Raw genomic sequence first — 18315 nt, 5'->3', positions numbered from 1 at the left:
AGCAAACTCTCAGTTACTGTTGGTTACAGTCAGGTATCCGCAACTTGCCGGCCGAAGGCGGTGGATCGGTGACCAACAGTCGAGTGATGGTTCGTGCCTGGTGGCGCTACCGGGTGGATTATCGCTGGCTGATCGAGACGTTCGAATCCCACTCCGCGCTCGGGGCGTTGAAGTTCATGGTCGGCGCGGGCGGCATCGTCCTCGGATTCATCACGGTGATGGCGTTGATCTCGCAGGCCGGGCAACCCGGACCGGCCGGGCAGGCGCAGGCGGTGATCGTGATCGTGATGGCCGCGGTATGGACCGTGCGCTGGTGGTCGCTGCCATGGCCGAGCGAGCGCGAATCGCTGCTGTGGGTCGTCGCCGTCGATGTCGCCATCACCGCCAACAACGTGATGATCCAGGATCGGCTGCTGGGCGCGATGGGCTGCGTATTGCTGGTCACGACCGGCGGGTACATCACGATCTTTCACGGGCCGCCGGTGCTGGCGCTGCACGTCGGCTGGTCCGTGCTGTCGATTCTCGGGTTGTCGGCGATGATGGTGCTCGGCGTGCCGACCGGCAACGGGCACGGGCAGGGTGATGTCGCGCTCGGCATCGTCGTCGTGCTGGTGGTGATCGCGGTGACCGGCGTGGTGCTGCCCGTCGTGCAGTTCTGTAGCTGGCTGCTGCGGGTGGACGCGCTGTCCGATCCGCTGACCAAGCTGCTGAACCGCCGCGGCCTCGACTCGCACCTGCCGCGGTACTTCGGGCCGCGCCGCCGCGATCGCGTCTACGTCGTGACCCTCGACCTGGACCGGTTCAAAACGGTCAACGACACCTTCGGCCATTCGTTCGGCGACAAGGTCCTGATCCAGACCGCCGAGCAACTGCGGGCGGCCGCGCCGCCCGACGCCATCGTCGTGCGCACCGGCGGCGAGGAGTTCATGGTCATCGGCCGTGGGCAAGGCGCGGACCTCGCCGCCGTCGCCGAACGCCTGCGGCGCGCGGTCGAGACGATGCCGGGCCTGCCGAGCACGATCACCGCCAGCGTCGGGGCCGCGGAATTCGAACCCGGCCCGAATTGCGAACCGCACCCGACGATCACGCCACGGCTGTTGTTCCGCAGCTCCGATTCGGCCATGTACCGCGCAAAGCAATTGGGCGGCAACACCGTCGTGATCGCCGACCCGGAGGATGCGATCGCGCCCGTGCGCGATCTTCGCCACCTATCGTGAGCGAGTGCCCTCGATCGCCGATCCGCCCGGACCACGAGAAAGGTCCAGTCCCAACAGGTTTCTGCTCTGGCTGGTGATCAGCCAGCCCCGGCGGGTCCTGCTCGGGGCGACGCTGGGCAGCCTGTGGATGGTGGCGCTCACGGTGCCGCCCTATCTGCTGTCACGCGCCATCGATGACGGTCTGGCGAAGAACGACCTGGCTGCGCTGACCGGCTGGGTCGCCGCGTTGTTCGGCATCGGAGTGGTCAACGCGGCGTTGAGCATTGCCCGCCATCGGACCATGTCGAAGGTCCGCATGGAGGCGTCCTTTCAGACGGTGTCGACGACCGTCGAGCATTGCGTCCGGCTCGGCGCCGACCTGTCGCGCCGGATCACCGCCGGTGAGATCGTGGCGATCGGCAGCGGCGATGTGCAGGTGATCGCGCAGTCGCTGACCGTGACCGGTCCCGGTGTCGGCGCCGCGGTCGGATACGTGGTGATCGCGGTCGTGATGTTTTCCATCTCGCCGCTGCTCGCGGTGGTGGTGCTGGCGGGTGTGCCGATCCTGGCGCTGACCGTCGGCCCGCTGCTGCATCGGATCGAGCGGGCCGGGGCCGGTCACCGTGAGCAGCAGGGCACGCTGACCACCCGGCTGGTCGATGTGTTCAACGGTCTCCCGGTGCTGAACGGGCTCGGCGGCAAATCCGTGTATGCCGCTCGCTACCAAAGTGATTCGCAGGCTCTAGTGATACAGGGGTACCGGGTAGGCGTCGCTACGAGCTGGGTGGACGCGCTCGGCCGAGGGTTGCCCGCGGCGTTCCTCGCGGTCGTGATCTGGCTGGGCGCGCGGATGGCCGCCGAGGGTTCGATCAGTGTCGGCAGTCTGGTTGCCGTGTACGGGTACACCGCGATGCTGGTCGTTCCGGTGTCGTTCTTCATCGAGGCCGCGGGAGATATTGCCCGCGCACGGGTTGCCGCCCGGCGAGTGACAGGTTTGCTGTCGATCTCGCCCGACAGCAGCACCGAATCCGGCACGGTCGATGCCCCGCCCGCGGCATCGATGCTGCGCGATCCCGCCTCCGGCGTCGAGGTGCGGCCCGGGCTGTCGACCGCGCTGGTCGGCGATAACCCGGCCGAGAGTGCGGCGGTCATCGATCGGCTCGGCGGGTTCACCAAATCGGATGTCACGTGGGGTGATGTTCGCGTCGACATCGTCTTCGCCGATCAGCTCCGACGTCGAATCCTGGTCGCGGACAACGACGCCTACCTCTTCACCGGGAGTGTCCGAGACGTCGTCGCCGGCCGGCACGCGCCCGACGACGGTCGGATACGCGACGCATTGCACGTTGCGGTGGCGACCGACGTGGTCGACGCGCTGCCCGACGGCCTCGCCTCGACGATCACTCCGCGGGGCGGAAATCTGTCCGGCGGGCAACGCCAACGGCTCCGGCTGGCTCGTGCGGTCTACGCCGAGCCCGAGCTCCTGCTGGCGGTGGAACCGACGTCGGCCGTGGACGCGCACACCGAGGCCGCGATCGCGACTCGGTTGCGTGCCGCGCGACGAGGTCGGACAACGGTGGTCGCCAGCACGTCTCCGCTCGTCCTCGACCACGTGGACACCGTGATCTACCTGGTCGACGGAGTCGTCGCGGCAACCGGCACCCACCACGATCTGCTGCAGGCCGAGCCCGGCTACCGCGCCCTCGTGTCGCGCGGCACCGACGAGGGAGCACACCGGTGACCACCCCGTTACCGGTCGCCGACGCCGCGCAGATCCGTCGCGCCGCGGCGAACGAGATCCGCACTGACCCTGTCGCATTCGCCGCAGTCCTGGTGCTCAATACCCTCGCGGTGGCCGCCGGTCTGGCCAGTCCGTGGCTGCTCGGCAAGATCGTGGATGCCGTCGGTAGAACGCCGACGGCGGTCAGCACCGTCGATCGATTGGCCCTCGCTATCCTCGCCTGCACGGTCGCGCAGATCGTGCTCACCCGTTACGCGCGATATGTCGGTTATCGCTTCGGTGCGCGGGCCGCGGCCCGTATTCGCGAACGGTTCCTCGGTCGCGTCCTCGCATTGCCCGCCGCGGTGGTCGAGCGGGTCTCCGGTGGCGACCTGATCGCGCGCGGCACCACCGACGCGCCGACCATCGCGGCGATGCTCCGGACTGCCGCGCCGGATGTTTTCGTCGCCGCCATCCAGGGCGCGTTCATCATCGGTGCGGTGTTGGTCCTGGACCCGGTTCTCGGTGTGTCGAGTCTCAGCTGTCTGCTCGTCGGCACCGTTGTCCTGCGCTGGTATCTGCGCAGGTCCCGGGCGGCGTATCGCACCGAGGCGGCCAGCGGCTCCCAACTGGCCGAACTCATCGCGACCAGCGCGGCCGGGGCGCGCACGATCGAGGCGCTCGGCCTGGCGGAACGTCACAGTGCGACAACCACTTCCGCGATCGGCACGGCCCGCGCCGCCCGATTGGCGACCTTGCGGCTGCGCACAGTGCTGTTCCCGACGCTGGACGTCTCGTATGTGCTGCCGCTGGTCGCGGTGCTGCTCATCGGCGGCGCGCTGCACAGCCGAGGGGCCGTCAGCCTCGGCTCCATCGTCGCCGCGGCGCTGTATTTGCGGCAACTGGTCGACCCGCTGGACACGGTCATGTTGTGGGTGGACGGTGTGCAGACCGCCGTCGCGTCCTACGCGCGATTGGAGGGTCTCGCATCGGCGCCGACAGCGAAGCCGACTGTCTCGGCGGAGCCTGCGGACAACCGGATCCACCTCGCCGACGTGCGGTACGCGTACGACCGCGGCGATGTGCTGCACGGCGTCGACCTCGATATCCGGCCGGGCGAACGGCTCGCGGTCGTCGGGACGTCCGGGGCGGGCAAGTCCACGCTCGCCAGGCTTCTCGCGGGGGTCGACGCCCCGCGGACCGGCGCGGTACACCTTGGGGGCGTGCCGATTTCGGAGCTGGACCCGGATCGCCTGCGCCACCACGTTGTCCTGGTCACGCAGGAAAAGCACGTTTTCAACGACACCGTTCGGGGGAACCTGCTCATCGTCCGGCCCGACGCCACCGACACCCAGTTGCGCGCCGCACTCGCCGCGGTGGGCGCTGATTGGGCCGAGAATCTGCCGAATGGTCTCGACACCACGTTGGAAGGCAACGACTACCACCTCGACGGCGCACAGGCACAACAGCTTTCGCTGGCCCGCGTAGTTCTCGCCGACCCGCACACCGTCGTGCTCGACGAGGCCACCGCGCAGCTGGACCCGGCGTCGGCCCGAGACACCGAGCGAGCACTGGGTGTTGTCCTCGAAGGACGCACGGTGATCGCGATCGCGCACCGGCTACAGACGGCGCACGACGCGGACCGGGTCGCGGTGATGGACGCCGGTCGCATCGTCGAGCTCGGCACCCACGACGATTTGGTCGCGCGCGACGGAACCTATGCGGCGCTATGGCACTCGTGGCACGGCTAGGCTCGAGGCGAATCGAGGTGCTTGGCCAGCCAAGCCAGCGACATCGGGTAGCGGTAGTCGATGCCGCCGTGTCCGGCGTCGAACAGTTCGAAGTTGATGACGTCCGCGGACACCCCGGCATCGAGCAGCGCCTGCCGGAAGGCTTCGCCGCCGACGTCCAGGAACCACTCGTCCTTGGTGCCGCCGTCGATCCAGATCGCCCGCATCGAGCGCATCGCCTCGGCGTGCACCGGCACCATGCGGACCGGGTCCCAGTCCAGCCAGCGTTGCCAGACTTCAGGTTTCAGCACGCCGGTGCGGGCGTCGAAGGGCAGTTCGGGGCGGCCGTCCGCGGCCGGGGAGAAGCAGGCCGCGACCGCGTAGAGCGAGATGAGCACCATGTCTTCGGGTTCGGTGAAGGCCACCCGGTTCCGGAACTCCGCCCACCAGCGCTCGATATCGCCGTCGTAGGCGCGCAGGTGGCGCACCGCGACCGGGAATTCGGGGATATAGCTGTACTCGTAGAGGGTGTCACCGGCGTGGGTGGCCAAGGCGCCGAACAGGTCTGGGCGGAGCATCGGGGTGATCATCGCGCCGAAACCGCCGCTGCTCTTGCCCATGATGGCGCGGTGGTCGCGGTCGGCGACCGTGCGGTAGTGGGCGTCCACCCAGGGGACGATCTCGTTGCAGAGGTAGGAGTGGTACGGGCCGGTGCCGCGCGAGTCGACGAATTGACTGCCGCCGTAAGCGGTCCAGGCGTCGACGTAGACGACGATCGCCGGTGGGGCCTCGCCCGCCGCGAACATCGCGTCGGCGGCCTCCGGGAACGGAAGCCGGAACGCCGACCGGTTTCGCCACATCGCGATATGGCCGGTGTAGCCCTGGATTACGTAGATCGACGGATACCGGCGATCGCTGTCCTCGTCGTAACCCGGTGGCACGTATACCCACAGCGGGCGTTCGTGCGGGTCTTTCAACGGATTGTCGCGGAGCAGCGTGCTGTCGAAGATGTGTTCGTCGAGACGTCCGGCAAGTTCGGCAGACCAAGGCAACATTCGTCCTACGTTAGCCGCGCTCGCCGCCCTTCGATGCCCTTTCCGAACCCCCACATCTGTGGGCAGCGCCGTCGAAATACCACTACCGCACAGCGACGTTGCCCAATGATTGCCGCTGGCGACTCGAGCGCTCACCTCAATCGGCAGTGGTGAAGAGGTTGAGTTTGTAGGTCTTTACGGGCGGCGTCCAGCCGATGACCTTGAGCCCGAAGCGGTACCGGGCCGGCCAGGTACCGGCGACCGCCGGTTGCGGACTGGCGAAGGTGCGCGACTCACGCAGCCGTAACCCGTACCGCGCCAAGGTGGCCGGGTCCTCGCAGATCCATTTCATCCGCGCCGGAACAGCTTTGAAAACCGGGTTGCTGTCCTGATTGTTCATCATGATCGCGCCGCCGGTGTCGAAGGCGAACGGGCTGGCCGGGAACGCCGCCGCGATCTGCCGCAAGGTCTCGTGGACCTGATCCTCGGGAAAGTAGAGCATGACCGCTTCGCTCAGGATGAATATCGGACCAGATCGCTCGGCGACCTTCGCGTACCAGTCGGTGTCGAACAGCGATCCGGCGATCATGGTGTAGCGGTCGCCGTCGTCGAAGAACTTGCGCCGCAACGCCATTGTGTCCTCGACGTCCAGGTCGAACCAGCGCAGGCGGCCGTTGTCCAGGCGATCGAACCGGGTCGACAGCCCGCAGCCCAGGTCCACGACCGTCCCCTCGGGATGCTCGCGCAGGAAGCCGCGCACGTACTCGTCGAAGATCGACGCCCGCAGCACCGACCCGGCCAGCGACGGCCCGCGGAACTTCTCGAAGTCGTAGTCGATCGACTCCACCAGTTCGATTGCCTTGCGGTCGCTCAGCACGCTCCGGCGTTGCCGGGCGTCGCGAGCACGCCCGTACAACGGGATCAGCAGTGTTTCCTGAACTTCGCCCAGCGATACCGTTTCAGCCACTCGCGCAGCGTAACTTAGGGTCACCTAAGGTGTCTATGAGCGATTGTCCGCGACTGGCGAATCGACGTTGTAGCGCAACGGGATCCCGCAAAGTAAGGTAACCCTTACCACTCCCTCTTGGAGGCGCATATGACGACCACCTGGCTGGACACCCTGCTCCGACAAACCCGTCGAGGCGACTTCCCCTATCCGCATCAGGCCGCGTTCCTACTGGACAACCCCGTACGACGGCTCTTCACGAACCCCCGCGACACCGTCGACCAACTCGAACTGACCCCTACCGACCAGGTCCTGGAGCTCGGCCCCGGGCCTGGTTTCTACAGTCTCGAACTGGCCCGCGAACTCACTGACGGCAGGCTCGAGCTGTTCGACCTCCAGCCGCAGATGCTCGACAAGGCGCGGCACAAGCTGGAGGCCGCCGGATACACCAACGTCGGCTTTCACAGCGGTGACGCCGGCGCGGGCCTGCCCTTTCCGGACAAGACCTTCGATGTCGCGTTCCTCGCGGCCGTGATCGGCGAGGTCCCGGACAAGCCTGCCTGCATCCGCTCGCTCGCCCGCATCCTCAAGACCGGCGGCCAACTCGCCTTCTTCGAACACTTCCCCGACCCGGACCGGCTGAGCGTGGCCCGGCTGCGGGAACTCGTTGAGCCGGAAGGCTTTACCTTGCTCGACGCGACCGGAAACCGGTGGCACGACACCGTACGCTTCACCCGCAATCCGTCCGGGAACTAGCCGGCGCGGCGGACCGCAGCGTCCGCCCACTCGCGCACCGTAACCAGCACCGCGAGTAACGCCGGCGTGCAGCGCAATGACCCGGCATGACGCGGTCTGGGTAAGCACATTCCGTAGCGACGTGGATACTCGCTGATGTGCGTGTAGAGATCTGTGTCGAGTCGGTTGGTGGAGTACGGGTCGCCGAAGAGGCGGGTGCGGACCGGATCGAGTTGTGCGGCGGTCTGTCCGACGGGGGGTTGACGCCGAGCCTCGCGCTGATCGAATTCGCGGTCGCCCGAACAGTGAAAACCCAAGTGCACGTGTTGATTCGGCCGCGGGCCGGCGACTTTCACTACTCGGCCGACGAGATCTCGTTGATGGTGCGCGATATTCAGGCGGCTCGTGCGGCGGGCGCGGACGGGGTGGTGGTCGGTGCGCTCGATCTCGCGGGTGCGCTCGATCCGATCAACAAGGCGTTCGTGGCGGCGGCCGAAGGCCTGGAGGTCACGCTGCATCGGGCGATCGACGTCAGTGCGTCTTCGCAGCGGGCGCTGGACCAGGCGGTCGCGTTCGGGTTCGCTCGCGTGCTGACCTCGGGCAGGCAGCGCTCCGCGCTGGAAGGCGCGGCGGTGATCAAGGATCTGGTGCGGCAGGCCGCCGGTGCGATCGAGGTGATGGCGGGTGGCGGTATTCGACCGTCGAACGTCAGCGAGGTGATCGGCGCGACCGGAGTATCGGCAGTGCACGCCGCGGTCCGCACGCCGGTGCCCGGTGCGGCGGATCTCTTCGCGGGAGTCGGTGTCCCCCAAGGCTTCGACCGATTCGACACCGGCCCCGCAGAGGCGGCCGCGCTGTGCGAACTGGTCCGCGGCCGGCACTGAGTGGGTGCGGTCCGGCGGCCGAGTAGCCGCCGGACCGCCGGCTCAGCGGGACGCTTCGATCAGTCGCTGCCGCAGCCAGGTCAGCGGGGTGGCACCGCCGCCGATCGGGTAGCCGGGGTAGCTCTGGTGGATGCCGGACTTCAGGAAGTCGTCGACCTGACGCTTGCGCTCCTCGTAGGCCGAGTTGTTGAGCTGGTCGGCGAGCAGGCCGAGACCGCCGGCGGCCAGGGCGTCGGCGATGAGCGAGTTGGCCTGCTGCTGGTAGCTGCCGAACAGCGCCGGGTTCGGGTTCGACATCTGGGCGAACAGGCCGGCGAACCGCGCGGCGAAGTCGCCGTCGGGAGTCGCGCAGTACAGATCGCCCGCGGCGCAGAACGTGTAGGTCTGCGGGCTGAGCCAGCCGAAGCCGCCGATGCGCGGGCCACCCGCACCCGCACCCGCGACGGGCGGGCCGATCAGCGTGTCGGTCGGCGAGCGACGCGGATCGGAGATGAGCCCGACCAGGGCGACGCGGTTCGGCGACACCACGCCGAGGCCCGTGCCGATCTCCGCGGCGAGGTCACCGGCGGCGTCGGCGCCCTGGCTGTAACCGAGCAGCGCGAATCGAGTGTTGTCGCAGTGCTGCGCCATGGTGGCGACCAGGCCGCGCGCATGGTCGATGGCCTCGCCCTTGGACCTGCCGTAGACGTCGCCTTCCCACGGGAACGCGGTCGCCGGGTAGACGACGTAGTCGGTCCGGACATTGCCCGGCAGGTTGTCGGCGACCCCCGCGAGCATCCCCTTGCCCGGGTCGGAATTGGAGGTCTCCCAGGTGCCGGGAACCGCAACCACATACATGTCGGGGCAGTCCTGCGGGGCGGCCTGCGCGGTCGACGCGACACTGACCGGTAGGGCGGCCGTGACCATCGCTGCCGCGCATGCGGCGGTGTTCTTCCATCGCGATAACATCGTGTACTCCGTGTTCACTGCCGGACCGAGGCCCGGTCGGCGATGGCGCCCGGTGTCCGTTTGAGCGCCGATGGCTGTCTTTTCTTCAGGTGGATATTTTCGTGTTGCCGTCGGGAACGTCCCCGCAGATGGGAACAGTGTCCCCAGAAAGTCCGCCCAGCGCCAGCGGTTCCGACAGTACCGGCCGCGTCGCCTTACCGACGCTGTGCAGGTGTTGTAGCGCTTGGGCATACGAGTCGAAGAGTCCGGTCTGGCAATAGGGCACCCCGATCTCGGCGCAGAACTCGATCACGATCGGTTGTGCCCGGCGCAGATTGGCTCGCGGCATGGACGGGAACAGGTGGTGTTCGATCTGGTAGTTCAGACCGCCCAGCGCGGTGTCGACCAGCAGACTGCCGCGCACATTGCGCGAGGTGAGCACCTGCCGGCGGAGGAAGTCGGTGGCGTCGTCCTCGGCCAGGACGGCCATCCCCTTGTGGTTCGGCGCGAACGTGCACCCCATGTAGAACCCGAACAGCCCCTGCTGAACCAGGATGAACACGACCGCTTTCCCCGGCGAGAGCACGAGGAACACCGCGGCGAGATAGCCGGCGAAGTGCGCGGCGAGCAGCACACCTTCCCAGACCCGGTTGGGAATCGGCCACTTGAACACCGCCCGGACACTCGAGAAGTGCAGGCTGCCCGCCTCCAGCAGCAGCATCGGGAAGAACAGCCAGCCCTGGTGCCGGAAGATGAAGCGCCGGAATCCTTTACCGGTCCGCGCCCGGCCATCGGAGTGGGCCAGGATGCCCATGATGTCGGGATCGGCGCCCTCGGTGTTCGGATGCGCGTGATGCCGATTGTGGTTGCTGGTCCACCACCCGATGCTCAGCCCGATCGCGAGATTGCCCGCGAGCACCCCGTACAGGTAGTTGGCCCGCCGGGTGCCGAAGATCTGCCGATGCCCCGCGTCGTGCCCGAGGAAGGCGAACTGGGCGAACACCGCCGCCAGGAATACCGCCACGGCCAACTGCCACCACGAGTCGCCTAGCAGGAAGAACGCTGCCCACCCCGCGACGAACGCGCCGACGACGATCGCCGTCTTGCCGAGGTAGTACCGCAGTTGCCGGTCCAGCAGTCCCGCGTCGCGCACCCGGCGCAACAGCACCGCGTACTCGCTGCCTCGCTTCATCGGCCGGGTCGTCGTCGCCGATTGCGCGGCGCTCTGTTCGCCCGGATCCATGTCCAACACGTCCGCGACCGTACTCGTCGTCGCGACGAATCCCGGTGCCGCCGAGCCGGTAGATCTTCCTGTTACCACGGGGCGCCTGCGCATCCTGTTAGCAGTGGTGTTCTGATGGCCCTAACTGTCGCCTGCCAGGCCGCGGCCGATGACAGCGGGTAGCGGAAGTCGGCGCCGCACGGCTTGCCTGCCTCCATACAGCATCGTGCGGCAAGGCCACGACCAGGTGAACAAGTGTCCGGATCGGCGACACATCTGTGTGACAATTCGGTCCGGTGCGGCCGCGGTTCAGGCGCCGAGCGCGCGTCCACCGTCGACCACGATGCGCTGTCCGGTGACGAATCCCGCGCCGTCGGAGGCGAGGAAGCTGACCTCGTGCGCGATGTCCTCGACGGTCCCCATCCGACCGACCGGGACCGACGCGAGGTAACCCGCGGTGTCCATGTCCGCGACTTCCAGCTGTCGCTCGTCGTGCCGCTCGAACGGGATATAGCCCGGCGCAACACTATTGACGGTGATGCCGAACGGCGCCAGCTCGCGCGCCCAACTGGTCGCGACACCGATCTGCGCGTTCTTCGCCACCGCGTAGGGCGAGTGCCCGGGCGGCGGCCGATGCGCGACCTCGGAATCAATGGTGACGACCCGGCCGAATCGCCGCTCCTGCATCCCCGGAATCACCGTGCGCCCGAACAGAACCGGGCTCTTCACGAAGAACGCCAGCTGCGCCAGGTGATCTTCCCACCCGGTGTCGGTGATCGCGGAGCCCGGCTGCGGGCCGGTCGCGTTCAACACCAGCACCTCGATGGGTCCCAGCCGCTCCCCGACCGAATCGACCAGCCCCGCTACCTGATCCGCGTCGGTCACGTCCGCGGCGAACAGATCCGCGACGCCGCCCTCGTCCCGAATCGTGCCGACCACCGCACACGCCGCCGCACTCTCACGTAATCCGTTGACCGCCAACGCCATTCCATCCCGCGCCAACCGCAGCGCGATCGCGCGCCCCAGTCCGCGCGAACTTCCGGTCACCAACGCCACCCGCCGCACACCCGCATCCATGCGCAGATCATCTCATCGCTCAGCAACTTCGGCTCATGGCGTGCCCGCGCCGGCTGTTCGCCGCCGCGCGGACCGCGACCGACACCGCGAACGCGGTCTGCCGGATCTGCTTACTCGCCCGATCCACGTCGAGACTCGAGGCCGTGTCGCCGATGGCCACCGCCGCGATCGGCCGCCGCTGATGCCCCTCCAGCACCGGGCAGGCGACACAGCGCACGCCACGCACGAATTCCCCGTCGTTGACCGCGATTCCGAGGTCGCGAGCGGCCTGCAGCTGCGCGCTCAGTTCGTCGATATCGGTGATCGATCGCGGCGTGACCGGGATCAGCGCGCCGGGCCGGGTCAGCTCCAACGGCCGGTCCGGACTGTAGGCCAGCAGGACCTTGCCGATCGCGGTGCAGTGGGCGGGCGCGAAGGAACGCCCGTAGGACGGCGTCCGCGCCGCGAGGTGCCCGTAGATCCGTTCGAGGTAGCGCACCTCCGAGCCGGCCAGCACGCCGAGCGACACCATCGCCCCGGTTCGCACGTGCAGATCGACCAGGAACGGCACGGCCGAGGCGCGCAGCAGCTCGTGGTCCTCCGGCAGTGCCGCGATGTGCACCAGCCGGGGTCCGACGACATATCCGACGTCCTGCCGCTCGACCAGGCCGTTCGCGCTGAGAATCCGGAGCAGCCGCCACACCGTGGTCTTCGGTATTCCGGCCCATCGAGCGATATTCGACAGCGCGACCGGGCTCGCCTGATCCCCCAGCAGATCCAGTACCCGCGCCGCCCGGCTCACCAGATTGTCGGCCTCCAGCGACTCAGACATCGGACCGGATCTCGACTCGGCGAACTGCCGCACTCGGCGACCGCGCTGGATAATTGCACATACCGCTGAGCACGCTGGGTGACCGCGATGGAATCAACATCCGCAACTCCCTTATGAAAGGCCTGTTCCCGAGCCCGCGAATCCGGACTTTACGTCACGGACTACGCGAAACGGCACTTCCACATAGGGTTTGCACGTACACCGTGCAGAGCGCTGTATCGCAACTACACAACTAATGTCGCACCCTCGAGTTCAGTACGCCAGGGTTTATCCACCCACATAGCCGATTTCGTGGCAATTCGCGCACATCGAGCCGAATTCCGTTCGCCCGACCGATGTTCCATGCCCCGGAACGCTCGCTTAGACACCCTCCGCCGCATACCTAAGGTCGCGGAGTAGTCGGTATTTCCCGACCTTCTCGACCACAGCAAGTCAGGTGATAAGGGTGTCACAGATGATCGAAATCGTTCTGGTCGGCGGACCTTCCGGCGAACCGGAACTCTGGCAGATCGACGAGGCCCAGGTGTCCGCACCGGTCAAGGTACCCCGCCTGAGTGGCTACGAACACTTCGATCCGACCGGCTACAACGTCGAACTCGACGGCAACTACTTCCCGGTCTTCCTCTGGTCGTTCCGCACCAGGGCGGCCGAGTGAACAGCCGCCCGTACCGGTCCGACCTGTGCACCTCGGGCCGGTGGGCACGCAGCGTCATGGCGGCTACCGTTCGAATCATGCCGGATCTACCGATTCCCGACCCGCCGCTCAGCGATAACGTTGTCGCGCTACGGCTTTGGCGGGCCTCCGACCTGCATCAACGGCTGGCCGGGTACGCCGACCCGGAGTTCCGCCGCTTCTCGCTGCTGTCCGCCGAACCGATCACCGAGGCGCGCGTACGTGAGACCTTCGCGCAGGAGACGCGCGATCGGGAGCGCGGCCGCAAACTCAGCCTCGCCATCGTCGACGCCGCCGATCCGCGGCACGTCTGGGGCGGCTGCTCGGTCTACGACATCGACCTCGACCAGCAGCGGGCCGGCGTGGGCTACTGGCTCGCGCCACCGGCCCGCGGACGCGGTGCGGCCACCAGAACCGTTCGGCTGCTGGCACATTGGGCCTTCGAGGCACTCGACATCGCCCGTCTGGAACTGACCTGCTCGCCGGACAACCTCGCCTCCCAGCGCGTCGCCGAGCGTGCCGGATTCGTCCGCGAGGGCATCCTGCGCTCGCATATGCGGGCCCAGGACGAGCGCCGCGACTCCGTGCTGTTCAGTTTGCTGCCCGGTGACCTGTCCGGTCAGCCCGACCGCCCCTGAACAGAATGAAGGTCCCGCCTGCGAACAGGCGGGACCTTCAGTTCGACACGGTCAGCGGTACAGCCAGACACCGCCGCCGCCGAGGGCGATGACGCGGTCCAGCTGGTGCGGAACACCGTTGTCGTCGTTCTGCGTGCAGTCGTACGGGAACAGCGAATAGTGCCCGTCCCCGCCACTGCACATGATCGGCCGGCTGGTGCCGTACGGACTGATCACGATCCGCGACGACAGGCGCAGGTTGTTCTGCGACATGAACTCACCGGACCAGTCGTGCCGGTTGGCAAGCGTGGCGTCGGCGTCAGGGTCAGCGGAGGCGATCGGAGCAGCGAACAGCAGAGCAGCGGCACCGATACCTACGCACGCGAGTACTCGTTTCATGCCCTGACTATCGGTGATACCGGCGGACTATTACAGCCGACCGGTATCGCCCGCCCATATCCGGCGTGCCGGGCGCCGATCAGGCGGTCTTGGCGGCCGCGGATTCGATGATGTCGACCACGGCCTGCGGCTGCGACAGCGCGATGGCGTGGCTGCCCGCGTGCTCGACGACCGTGGCCTTGATCCGGGCGGCCATCTCGCGCTGTCCGGCCGGCGGGATCATCTTGTCGTCCGTGGCCACGAGGGTCCAGCTCGGCACCGTCTTCCAGGCCGGTTCCGCGGACGGATCGGTGAACGCGGCGACCGCGATGGGCCGCTGCCCGGCCGCGAGGACCGCCGCGTCGGTGGCGGGCAGGTCCTGGGCGAAGAACTCGCCGAACTTGTCCTGCGCGATGACCAGTTCGGGCGCGTTGCCCTTGCCGTCCGGCAGCGGGTACTCGCGCGGCCCGGCGATCTTGCTGGCCGGGCCGCCGAAACGCCCGTCCAGCTCACCGAGGGTTTCGCCCTTGTCGGGGGCGAACGCGGCGATGTAGACCAGTCCGGCGGCCTTGGGCGAGCCGGTCGCGGCATTGGTGATGACCGCGCCGCCGTAGGAGTGACCGACCACGATGGTCTTGCCCGGCATGCCGTCCAGCACACCGCGGATGTAGGCGGCGTCGTAGGTCAGGCCGCGCAGCGGGACCGCGGCGGTGGTGACCCGGTAGCCGTCCCGCTGCAGCTTCTCGGCCACCTTGCTCCAGCTGGAGCCGTCGGCGAACGCGCCGTGCACGAGCAGCACCGACGGCTTCTCGAACGACTGGTCGGCGGCCGGGCTGTTGTCGGCCTTGGCCGAGCACGCGGTCGCGGCCATGCTCAGCGCGACCGCCATGCCGATGAGCATGGTGCGGCCGACGCGAGTGCGCTTGGTCTTCATGGTCGATGTGCCTTTCGTAGTGAATCCAGTGGTCAGGTCTTGCGTGCGGGTCATGTGGTGAGCACCGCTTTCACCGTGGCGCCGGCTTTGACGTCGGCGACGGCGGTGTTGATCTGGGTCAGCGGGTAGGTGCGGACCAGCCGATGCACCGGGAATCGGCCCTCCTCGTACAGGCGCAGCAGCCGTGGAATCAGCACTCCCGGCGCCTGGTGGCCCATCACCGACCCGCTGACCGTGCGGCCCTTCAGCAGTTCGAACACGTTCGCCTGCAGGGCCGCCTCGGGCGCGGTGACGCCGAGGATGGCCGCGGCCCCCAGCGGCGCGAGGGCGGCGATGGCGGTGTTCATCACCGCGAGCACGCCGGTGGATTCGACGCTGTAGTCCACGCCGCGCCCGCCGGTGAGCTCGCGCACCGCTTCGGCCGCGTCCGCCTCGGTGGCATCCACCAGGTGGGTGGCACCGAGTTCACTTGCGAGCGTGAGCCGTTCGGCATTGCGGTCGACCACGATGAGCTGCGCCGCGCCCGCGACCACCGCGGCCAGTACCGCGCTCAGCCCGACCGCGCCCGCCCCGAAGACGGCGACCGTGCTGCCGGCCTGCACCCGCAGCGAGTTCAGCACCGCCCCGGCGCCGGTGATCACGCCGCAACCCATCGGCGCGAGCACCTCCAGCGGCGTCCGCGAATCCACCTTCACCAGGCTGCGCGGATGCGCGAGACCGTGGGTGGCGTGCGAGGACTGCCCGAAGAAGTGGTCGTGCACCGGCTTGCCCGCGGCGTCGCGCAAGCCCACCGAACCGTCGGCGCGCGCCGCGTGGAAGTTCAGCGGAATGTGGCGATCGCAGTAACCAGGCTGGCCGCTGAGGCAATTCAGGCAGGTGCCGCAGGAGTCCAGGCTCAGCAGCACCCGGTCGCCCGCCGCGAAACCGGTGACCGCGGAGCCCACCGCGACGACCTCGCCCGCGCCTTCGTGTCCGAGGACGACCGGCCGCGGCGTCGGCACATTGCCGCGCGCGGCCTCCAGATCGGTGTGGCACAAGCCCGAGGCGATGTAACGGACGAGCACCTCGTCCGGCCGCGGATCTTCCAATTCCAGTTGCTCTACCCGGAATTCGTCCAGGCCCTCGCGGGCGACGGACGCGGTGATCGTGGTCGTCATCCGAGTTCCACCGCCCGATCGAGGATCAGGTCGGCGGCCTTCTCGCCGATCATGATGCTGGGGCCGTTGGTGTTTCCGCTGGGCAGCGTCGGCATGATCGAGGCATCGGCGACGCGCAGGCCGGCGATGCCGTGCACCCGCAGTTCCGGATCGACGACCGAGTGGGCGTCCAGACCCATTCGGGCCGTGCCGACTTGGTGATGCCCGCTGACGACGGTGGCGCGCGCGTGATCGCGCCATTGCTCGCGCGTGCGCACGCCGGGTCCCGGTACCGCCTCGCCGTCGACCCAGTCCCGCATGGCGTCCTGGGCGGTGATCGCGCGCAGCATCTCCAGGTTGTCCACGAGGGTCTCGAGGTCGCGCGGATCGGCGAATACGCGCGGGTCCAGGATCGGCGCCGCGGTGGGATCGGCAGAGCGCAAACGCAATTCGCCCCGGCTGTACGGGTGCAGCAGCTGCGCGACCGCGGAGAAGCCCTGTTCCGGCAGCTCGACACCCGGCAGCGGGTAGACCCAGGACAGGAACAGCGGCTGGATATCCGGCGCGATCAGACCCGGGCGAGTGCCGGCGAAGAAGTGCGCCTCCAGTCCCTGCGCGGCCCACGCCGGACCCGGCTGCTTGGACCGCCAGACCAGCGGGCTGGACCAGTGGTCCTGCAGGTTCTGCCCGACGCCGGGCAGGTCCGCACGCACCCGAAGGCCGAGCGACCGCAGGTGCTCCCCCGGGCCGACGCCGGAGAGCATGAGCAGCTGCGGCGAGCCGAAAACGCCTGCCGAGAGCACGATCTCGGCGTCGGCGTACGCGGTGTAGCGCAGTCCTTCGCGCAGGTACTCGACGCCGATCGCCTGATCTCCGTCGAACAGCACGCGGGTGGTCTGCGCGCCGGTGATCACCGTCAGGTCGGGGTTGTCCTGCACGGGGCGGCCGTAGCCGACCCAGGTGCTCTGCCGCTGATGGTCACGAATGGTGTGCTGGGTGTAGCTGACGCCGGTGATGTCCCCGGTGTTGTAGTCGTCGTTGAACGGCAGGCCGTACTCCTGCGCGGCCGCGACCCACGCCCGCACCAGCGGATCCGGTCCGGGGTTGCGCTGCACGTACTGCGGCCCGTCGGTGCCGCGGCCGTCCGCACCGTCCTCGAACCGCTCCAGGCGGCGGAAGTACGGCTCGACGCCGCGCCAATCCCAGCCTGCCGCACCCTGATACGCCCACGCGTCGTAGTCGGCGGCGATACCGCGGACGTAGATCATGCCGTTGAACGCGCTGCTGCCGCCGAGGGTCTTGCCCCGCGGCCACGGCAGCGACCGGCCGTCGGCATAGGTCTGCGGCTCGGTGCTGAACGCCCAGTCGACCTCGCTGCCCCACAGCTCGACCGAGCGTAACGGGTCGTGGATCGCCGGATTGCGGTCGGCGGGACCGGCTTCCAGGAGCAACACCCGATGCCCCGCGTCGACCAGCCGGCGCGCGACGACCGCGCCCGCGGAGCCGGCGCCGACAACGATGTAATCGTGGTTCACGTCATTCCTCATGCTGGAGTTACCGAACTTCCTTGCCGCGGTGCAGGGCCGCGGCCACCTCGACGGCGCGGCGGGTCTGGAATTCCATCGCGGCCAGCTCGGTCTCGCCCGGCACGATCGCGCCGTTGTCCGAGACATGGCTTGTGCCGTAAGGGTTTCCGGACTTGTGCTGGATGGGGTCGGCATAGCCGGGCGGGACGATGATCGCGCCCCAGTGGTAGAAGGTGTTGGCGATGGCCAGGATCGTGGTCTCCTGGCCGCCGTGCGCGGTGCCGGTCGAGGTGAACGCCGAGCAGACCTTGTTCACCAGCCCGCCACGCGCCCACAGTCCGCCCGCGAGGTCGATGTACTGCTTGAGCTGAGCGGCGGGCAGGCCGAACCGGGTCGGCGAGCCGAACAGGATGACGTCGGCCCAATCCATATCGCCGACAACGGCTTCCGGGATGTCCCTGGTGGCCGCGAAGTGCGCCGCCCAGCGCGGGTTGGCGGCGATGGCCTCCGGCGGCGCCAGCTCGTGCACCCGGCGCAACCGCACGGTCGCGCCCAGCTTCTCGGCGGCGTCGGCGGACGCCTGGGCCAGCGCGTGCACGCTGCCGGTGGCCGAGTAGTAGATGATCGCGACGTTGATATCCGAACTCATGCACTTCCTTGTCTGAGAGCGAGTGCCGCGCGGGTGCCCGGCACTCGGCACAGATGATGCGGGCGGCGCCTCGAGGCCCACTGAACGGATTTTGAACGCGCAGCTCAGCGCGGTGCCGAA

Annotated in this window: 18 protein-coding genes; 7 read left to right on the top strand and 11 right to left on the bottom strand. The window is 68.3% G+C overall.

Annotated elements, in window-relative coordinates:
- Nucleotides 1-68 precede the first annotated feature (68 nt).
- The 3 genes from F3087_RS08565 (at nucleotide 69) to F3087_RS08555 (ending at nucleotide 4667) form a co-directional block, all read left to right on the top strand.
- Nucleotides 69-1217, top strand: a complete 1149-nt coding sequence (locus F3087_RS08565; RefSeq protein ID WP_150401308.1) for a GGDEF domain-containing protein — start codon at nucleotides 69-71, stop codon at nucleotides 1215-1217.
- A gap of 73 nt (nucleotides 1218-1290) precedes the next feature.
- The gene (locus F3087_RS08560; protein ID WP_223884923.1) at nucleotides 1291-2937 is read left to right on the top strand and encodes an ABC transporter ATP-binding protein; all 1647 of its coding nucleotides are present in this window, start codon (nucleotides 1291-1293) and stop codon (nucleotides 2935-2937) included.
- Nucleotides 2934-4667 (top strand): ABC transporter ATP-binding protein, encoded by a 1734-nt coding sequence (locus tag F3087_RS08555; RefSeq protein ID WP_150401306.1) that lies wholly within the window; start codon nucleotides 2934-2936, stop codon nucleotides 4665-4667. Before F3087_RS08560 ends, F3087_RS08555 begins: the two co-directional genes overlap by 4 nt.
- On the opposite strand, the gene F3087_RS08550 is transcribed toward F3087_RS08555, so the two are convergent.
- Complete coding sequence (locus F3087_RS08550; protein WP_150401305.1) at nucleotides 4664-5701, bottom strand: alpha/beta hydrolase-fold protein; 1038 nt, start codon at nucleotides 5699-5701, stop codon at nucleotides 4664-4666. The two genes, F3087_RS08555 and F3087_RS08550, sit on opposite strands and share 4 nt — an antisense overlap.
- Before the next feature lie 136 nt (nucleotides 5702-5837).
- Complete coding sequence (locus F3087_RS08545) at nucleotides 5838-6647, bottom strand: class I SAM-dependent methyltransferase (RefSeq protein WP_150401304.1); 810 nt, start codon at nucleotides 6645-6647, stop codon at nucleotides 5838-5840.
- A 144-nt stretch (nucleotides 6648-6791) separates the two neighbouring features.
- On the opposite strand from F3087_RS08545, the gene F3087_RS08540 reads away from it, so the two are divergent.
- Nucleotides 6792-7382, top strand: a complete 591-nt coding sequence (locus F3087_RS08540; protein WP_191093914.1) for a class I SAM-dependent methyltransferase — start codon at nucleotides 6792-6794, stop codon at nucleotides 7380-7382.
- A gap of 137 nt (nucleotides 7383-7519) precedes the next feature.
- The gene (locus F3087_RS08535) at nucleotides 7520-8245 is read left to right on the top strand and encodes a copper homeostasis protein CutC (protein ID WP_191093858.1); all 726 of its coding nucleotides are present in this window, start codon (nucleotides 7520-7522) and stop codon (nucleotides 8243-8245) included.
- 42 nt (nucleotides 8246-8287) lie between these two features.
- Here F3087_RS08535 and F3087_RS08530 read toward each other — a convergent pair whose 3' ends face one another.
- The 4 genes from F3087_RS08530 to F3087_RS08515 form a co-directional block, all read right to left on the bottom strand.
- Nucleotides 8288-9193 (bottom strand): cutinase family protein, encoded by a 906-nt coding sequence (locus tag F3087_RS08530; protein WP_150401301.1) that lies wholly within the window; start codon nucleotides 9191-9193, stop codon nucleotides 8288-8290.
- Nucleotides 9194-9278: 85 nt separating this feature from the next.
- The gene (locus tag F3087_RS08525) at nucleotides 9279-10415 is read right to left on the bottom strand and encodes a fatty acid desaturase family protein (RefSeq protein WP_150401900.1); all 1137 of its coding nucleotides are present in this window, start codon (nucleotides 10413-10415) and stop codon (nucleotides 9279-9281) included.
- Between the two features lie 288 nt (nucleotides 10416-10703).
- Nucleotides 10704-11471 (bottom strand): SDR family NAD(P)-dependent oxidoreductase, encoded by a 768-nt coding sequence (locus F3087_RS08520; protein ID WP_150401300.1) that lies wholly within the window; start codon nucleotides 11469-11471, stop codon nucleotides 10704-10706.
- Nucleotides 11472-11490: 19 nt separating this feature from the next.
- On the bottom strand, nucleotides 11491-12282 hold the full coding sequence (locus tag F3087_RS08515; RefSeq protein ID WP_150401299.1) for an IclR family transcriptional regulator: 792 nt from the start codon (nucleotides 12280-12282) through the stop codon (nucleotides 11491-11493).
- Between the two features lie 454 nt (nucleotides 12283-12736).
- Here F3087_RS08515 and F3087_RS08510 point away from each other — a divergent pair, with 454 nt between their 5' ends.
- Both F3087_RS08510 and F3087_RS08505 read left to right on the top strand, forming a co-directional pair.
- Entirely contained in the window at nucleotides 12737-12937 is a 201-nt protein-coding gene (locus tag F3087_RS08510; protein WP_150401298.1) for a DUF5988 family protein, read from the top strand.
- Nucleotides 12938-13014: 77 nt separating this feature from the next.
- Nucleotides 13015-13593: a GNAT family N-acetyltransferase gene (locus F3087_RS08505; protein ID WP_150401297.1), complete on the top strand. Its 579-nt coding sequence runs from the start codon at nucleotides 13015-13017 to the stop codon at nucleotides 13591-13593.
- A 51-nt stretch (nucleotides 13594-13644) separates the two neighbouring features.
- Here the strand turns inward: F3087_RS08505 and F3087_RS08500 are convergent, their stop codons facing one another.
- The 5 genes from F3087_RS08500 to wrbA all read right to left on the bottom strand — a co-directional run bounded on the left by F3087_RS08500 (nucleotide 13645) and on the right by wrbA (nucleotide 18195).
- Nucleotides 13645-13971 (bottom strand): hypothetical protein, encoded by a 327-nt coding sequence (locus tag F3087_RS08500; protein WP_150401296.1) that lies wholly within the window; start codon nucleotides 13969-13971, stop codon nucleotides 13645-13647.
- 79 nt (nucleotides 13972-14050) lie between these two features.
- The gene (locus F3087_RS08495) at nucleotides 14051-14938 is read right to left on the bottom strand and encodes an alpha/beta fold hydrolase (RefSeq protein WP_223884922.1); all 888 of its coding nucleotides are present in this window, start codon (nucleotides 14936-14938) and stop codon (nucleotides 14051-14053) included.
- Nucleotides 14935-16041, bottom strand: a complete 1107-nt coding sequence (locus F3087_RS08490) for an NAD(P)-dependent alcohol dehydrogenase (RefSeq protein ID WP_150401295.1) — start codon at nucleotides 16039-16041, stop codon at nucleotides 14935-14937. The genes F3087_RS08495 and F3087_RS08490 overlap by 4 nt, the downstream gene beginning before the upstream one ends.
- Nucleotides 16038-17555, bottom strand: a complete 1518-nt coding sequence (locus tag F3087_RS08485) for a GMC family oxidoreductase (protein WP_223884921.1) — start codon at nucleotides 17553-17555, stop codon at nucleotides 16038-16040. Before F3087_RS08485 ends, F3087_RS08490 begins: the two co-directional genes overlap by 4 nt.
- A 19-nt stretch (nucleotides 17556-17574) precedes the next feature.
- Nucleotides 17575-18195: an NAD(P)H:quinone oxidoreductase gene (gene wrbA / locus F3087_RS08480; protein ID WP_150401293.1), complete on the bottom strand. Its 621-nt coding sequence runs from the start codon at nucleotides 18193-18195 to the stop codon at nucleotides 17575-17577.
- Between the last annotated feature and the right edge of the window lie 120 nt (nucleotides 18196-18315).

Origin of the sequence: Nocardia colli, from assembly GCF_008704205.1 — a bacterium.
GTDB lineage: Bacteria > Actinomycetota > Actinomycetes > Mycobacteriales > Mycobacteriaceae > Nocardia > Nocardia colli.
The sequence above is the reverse complement of the archived record's forward strand: the minus strand, read 5'-3'. Positions and strand labels throughout refer to the sequence as shown.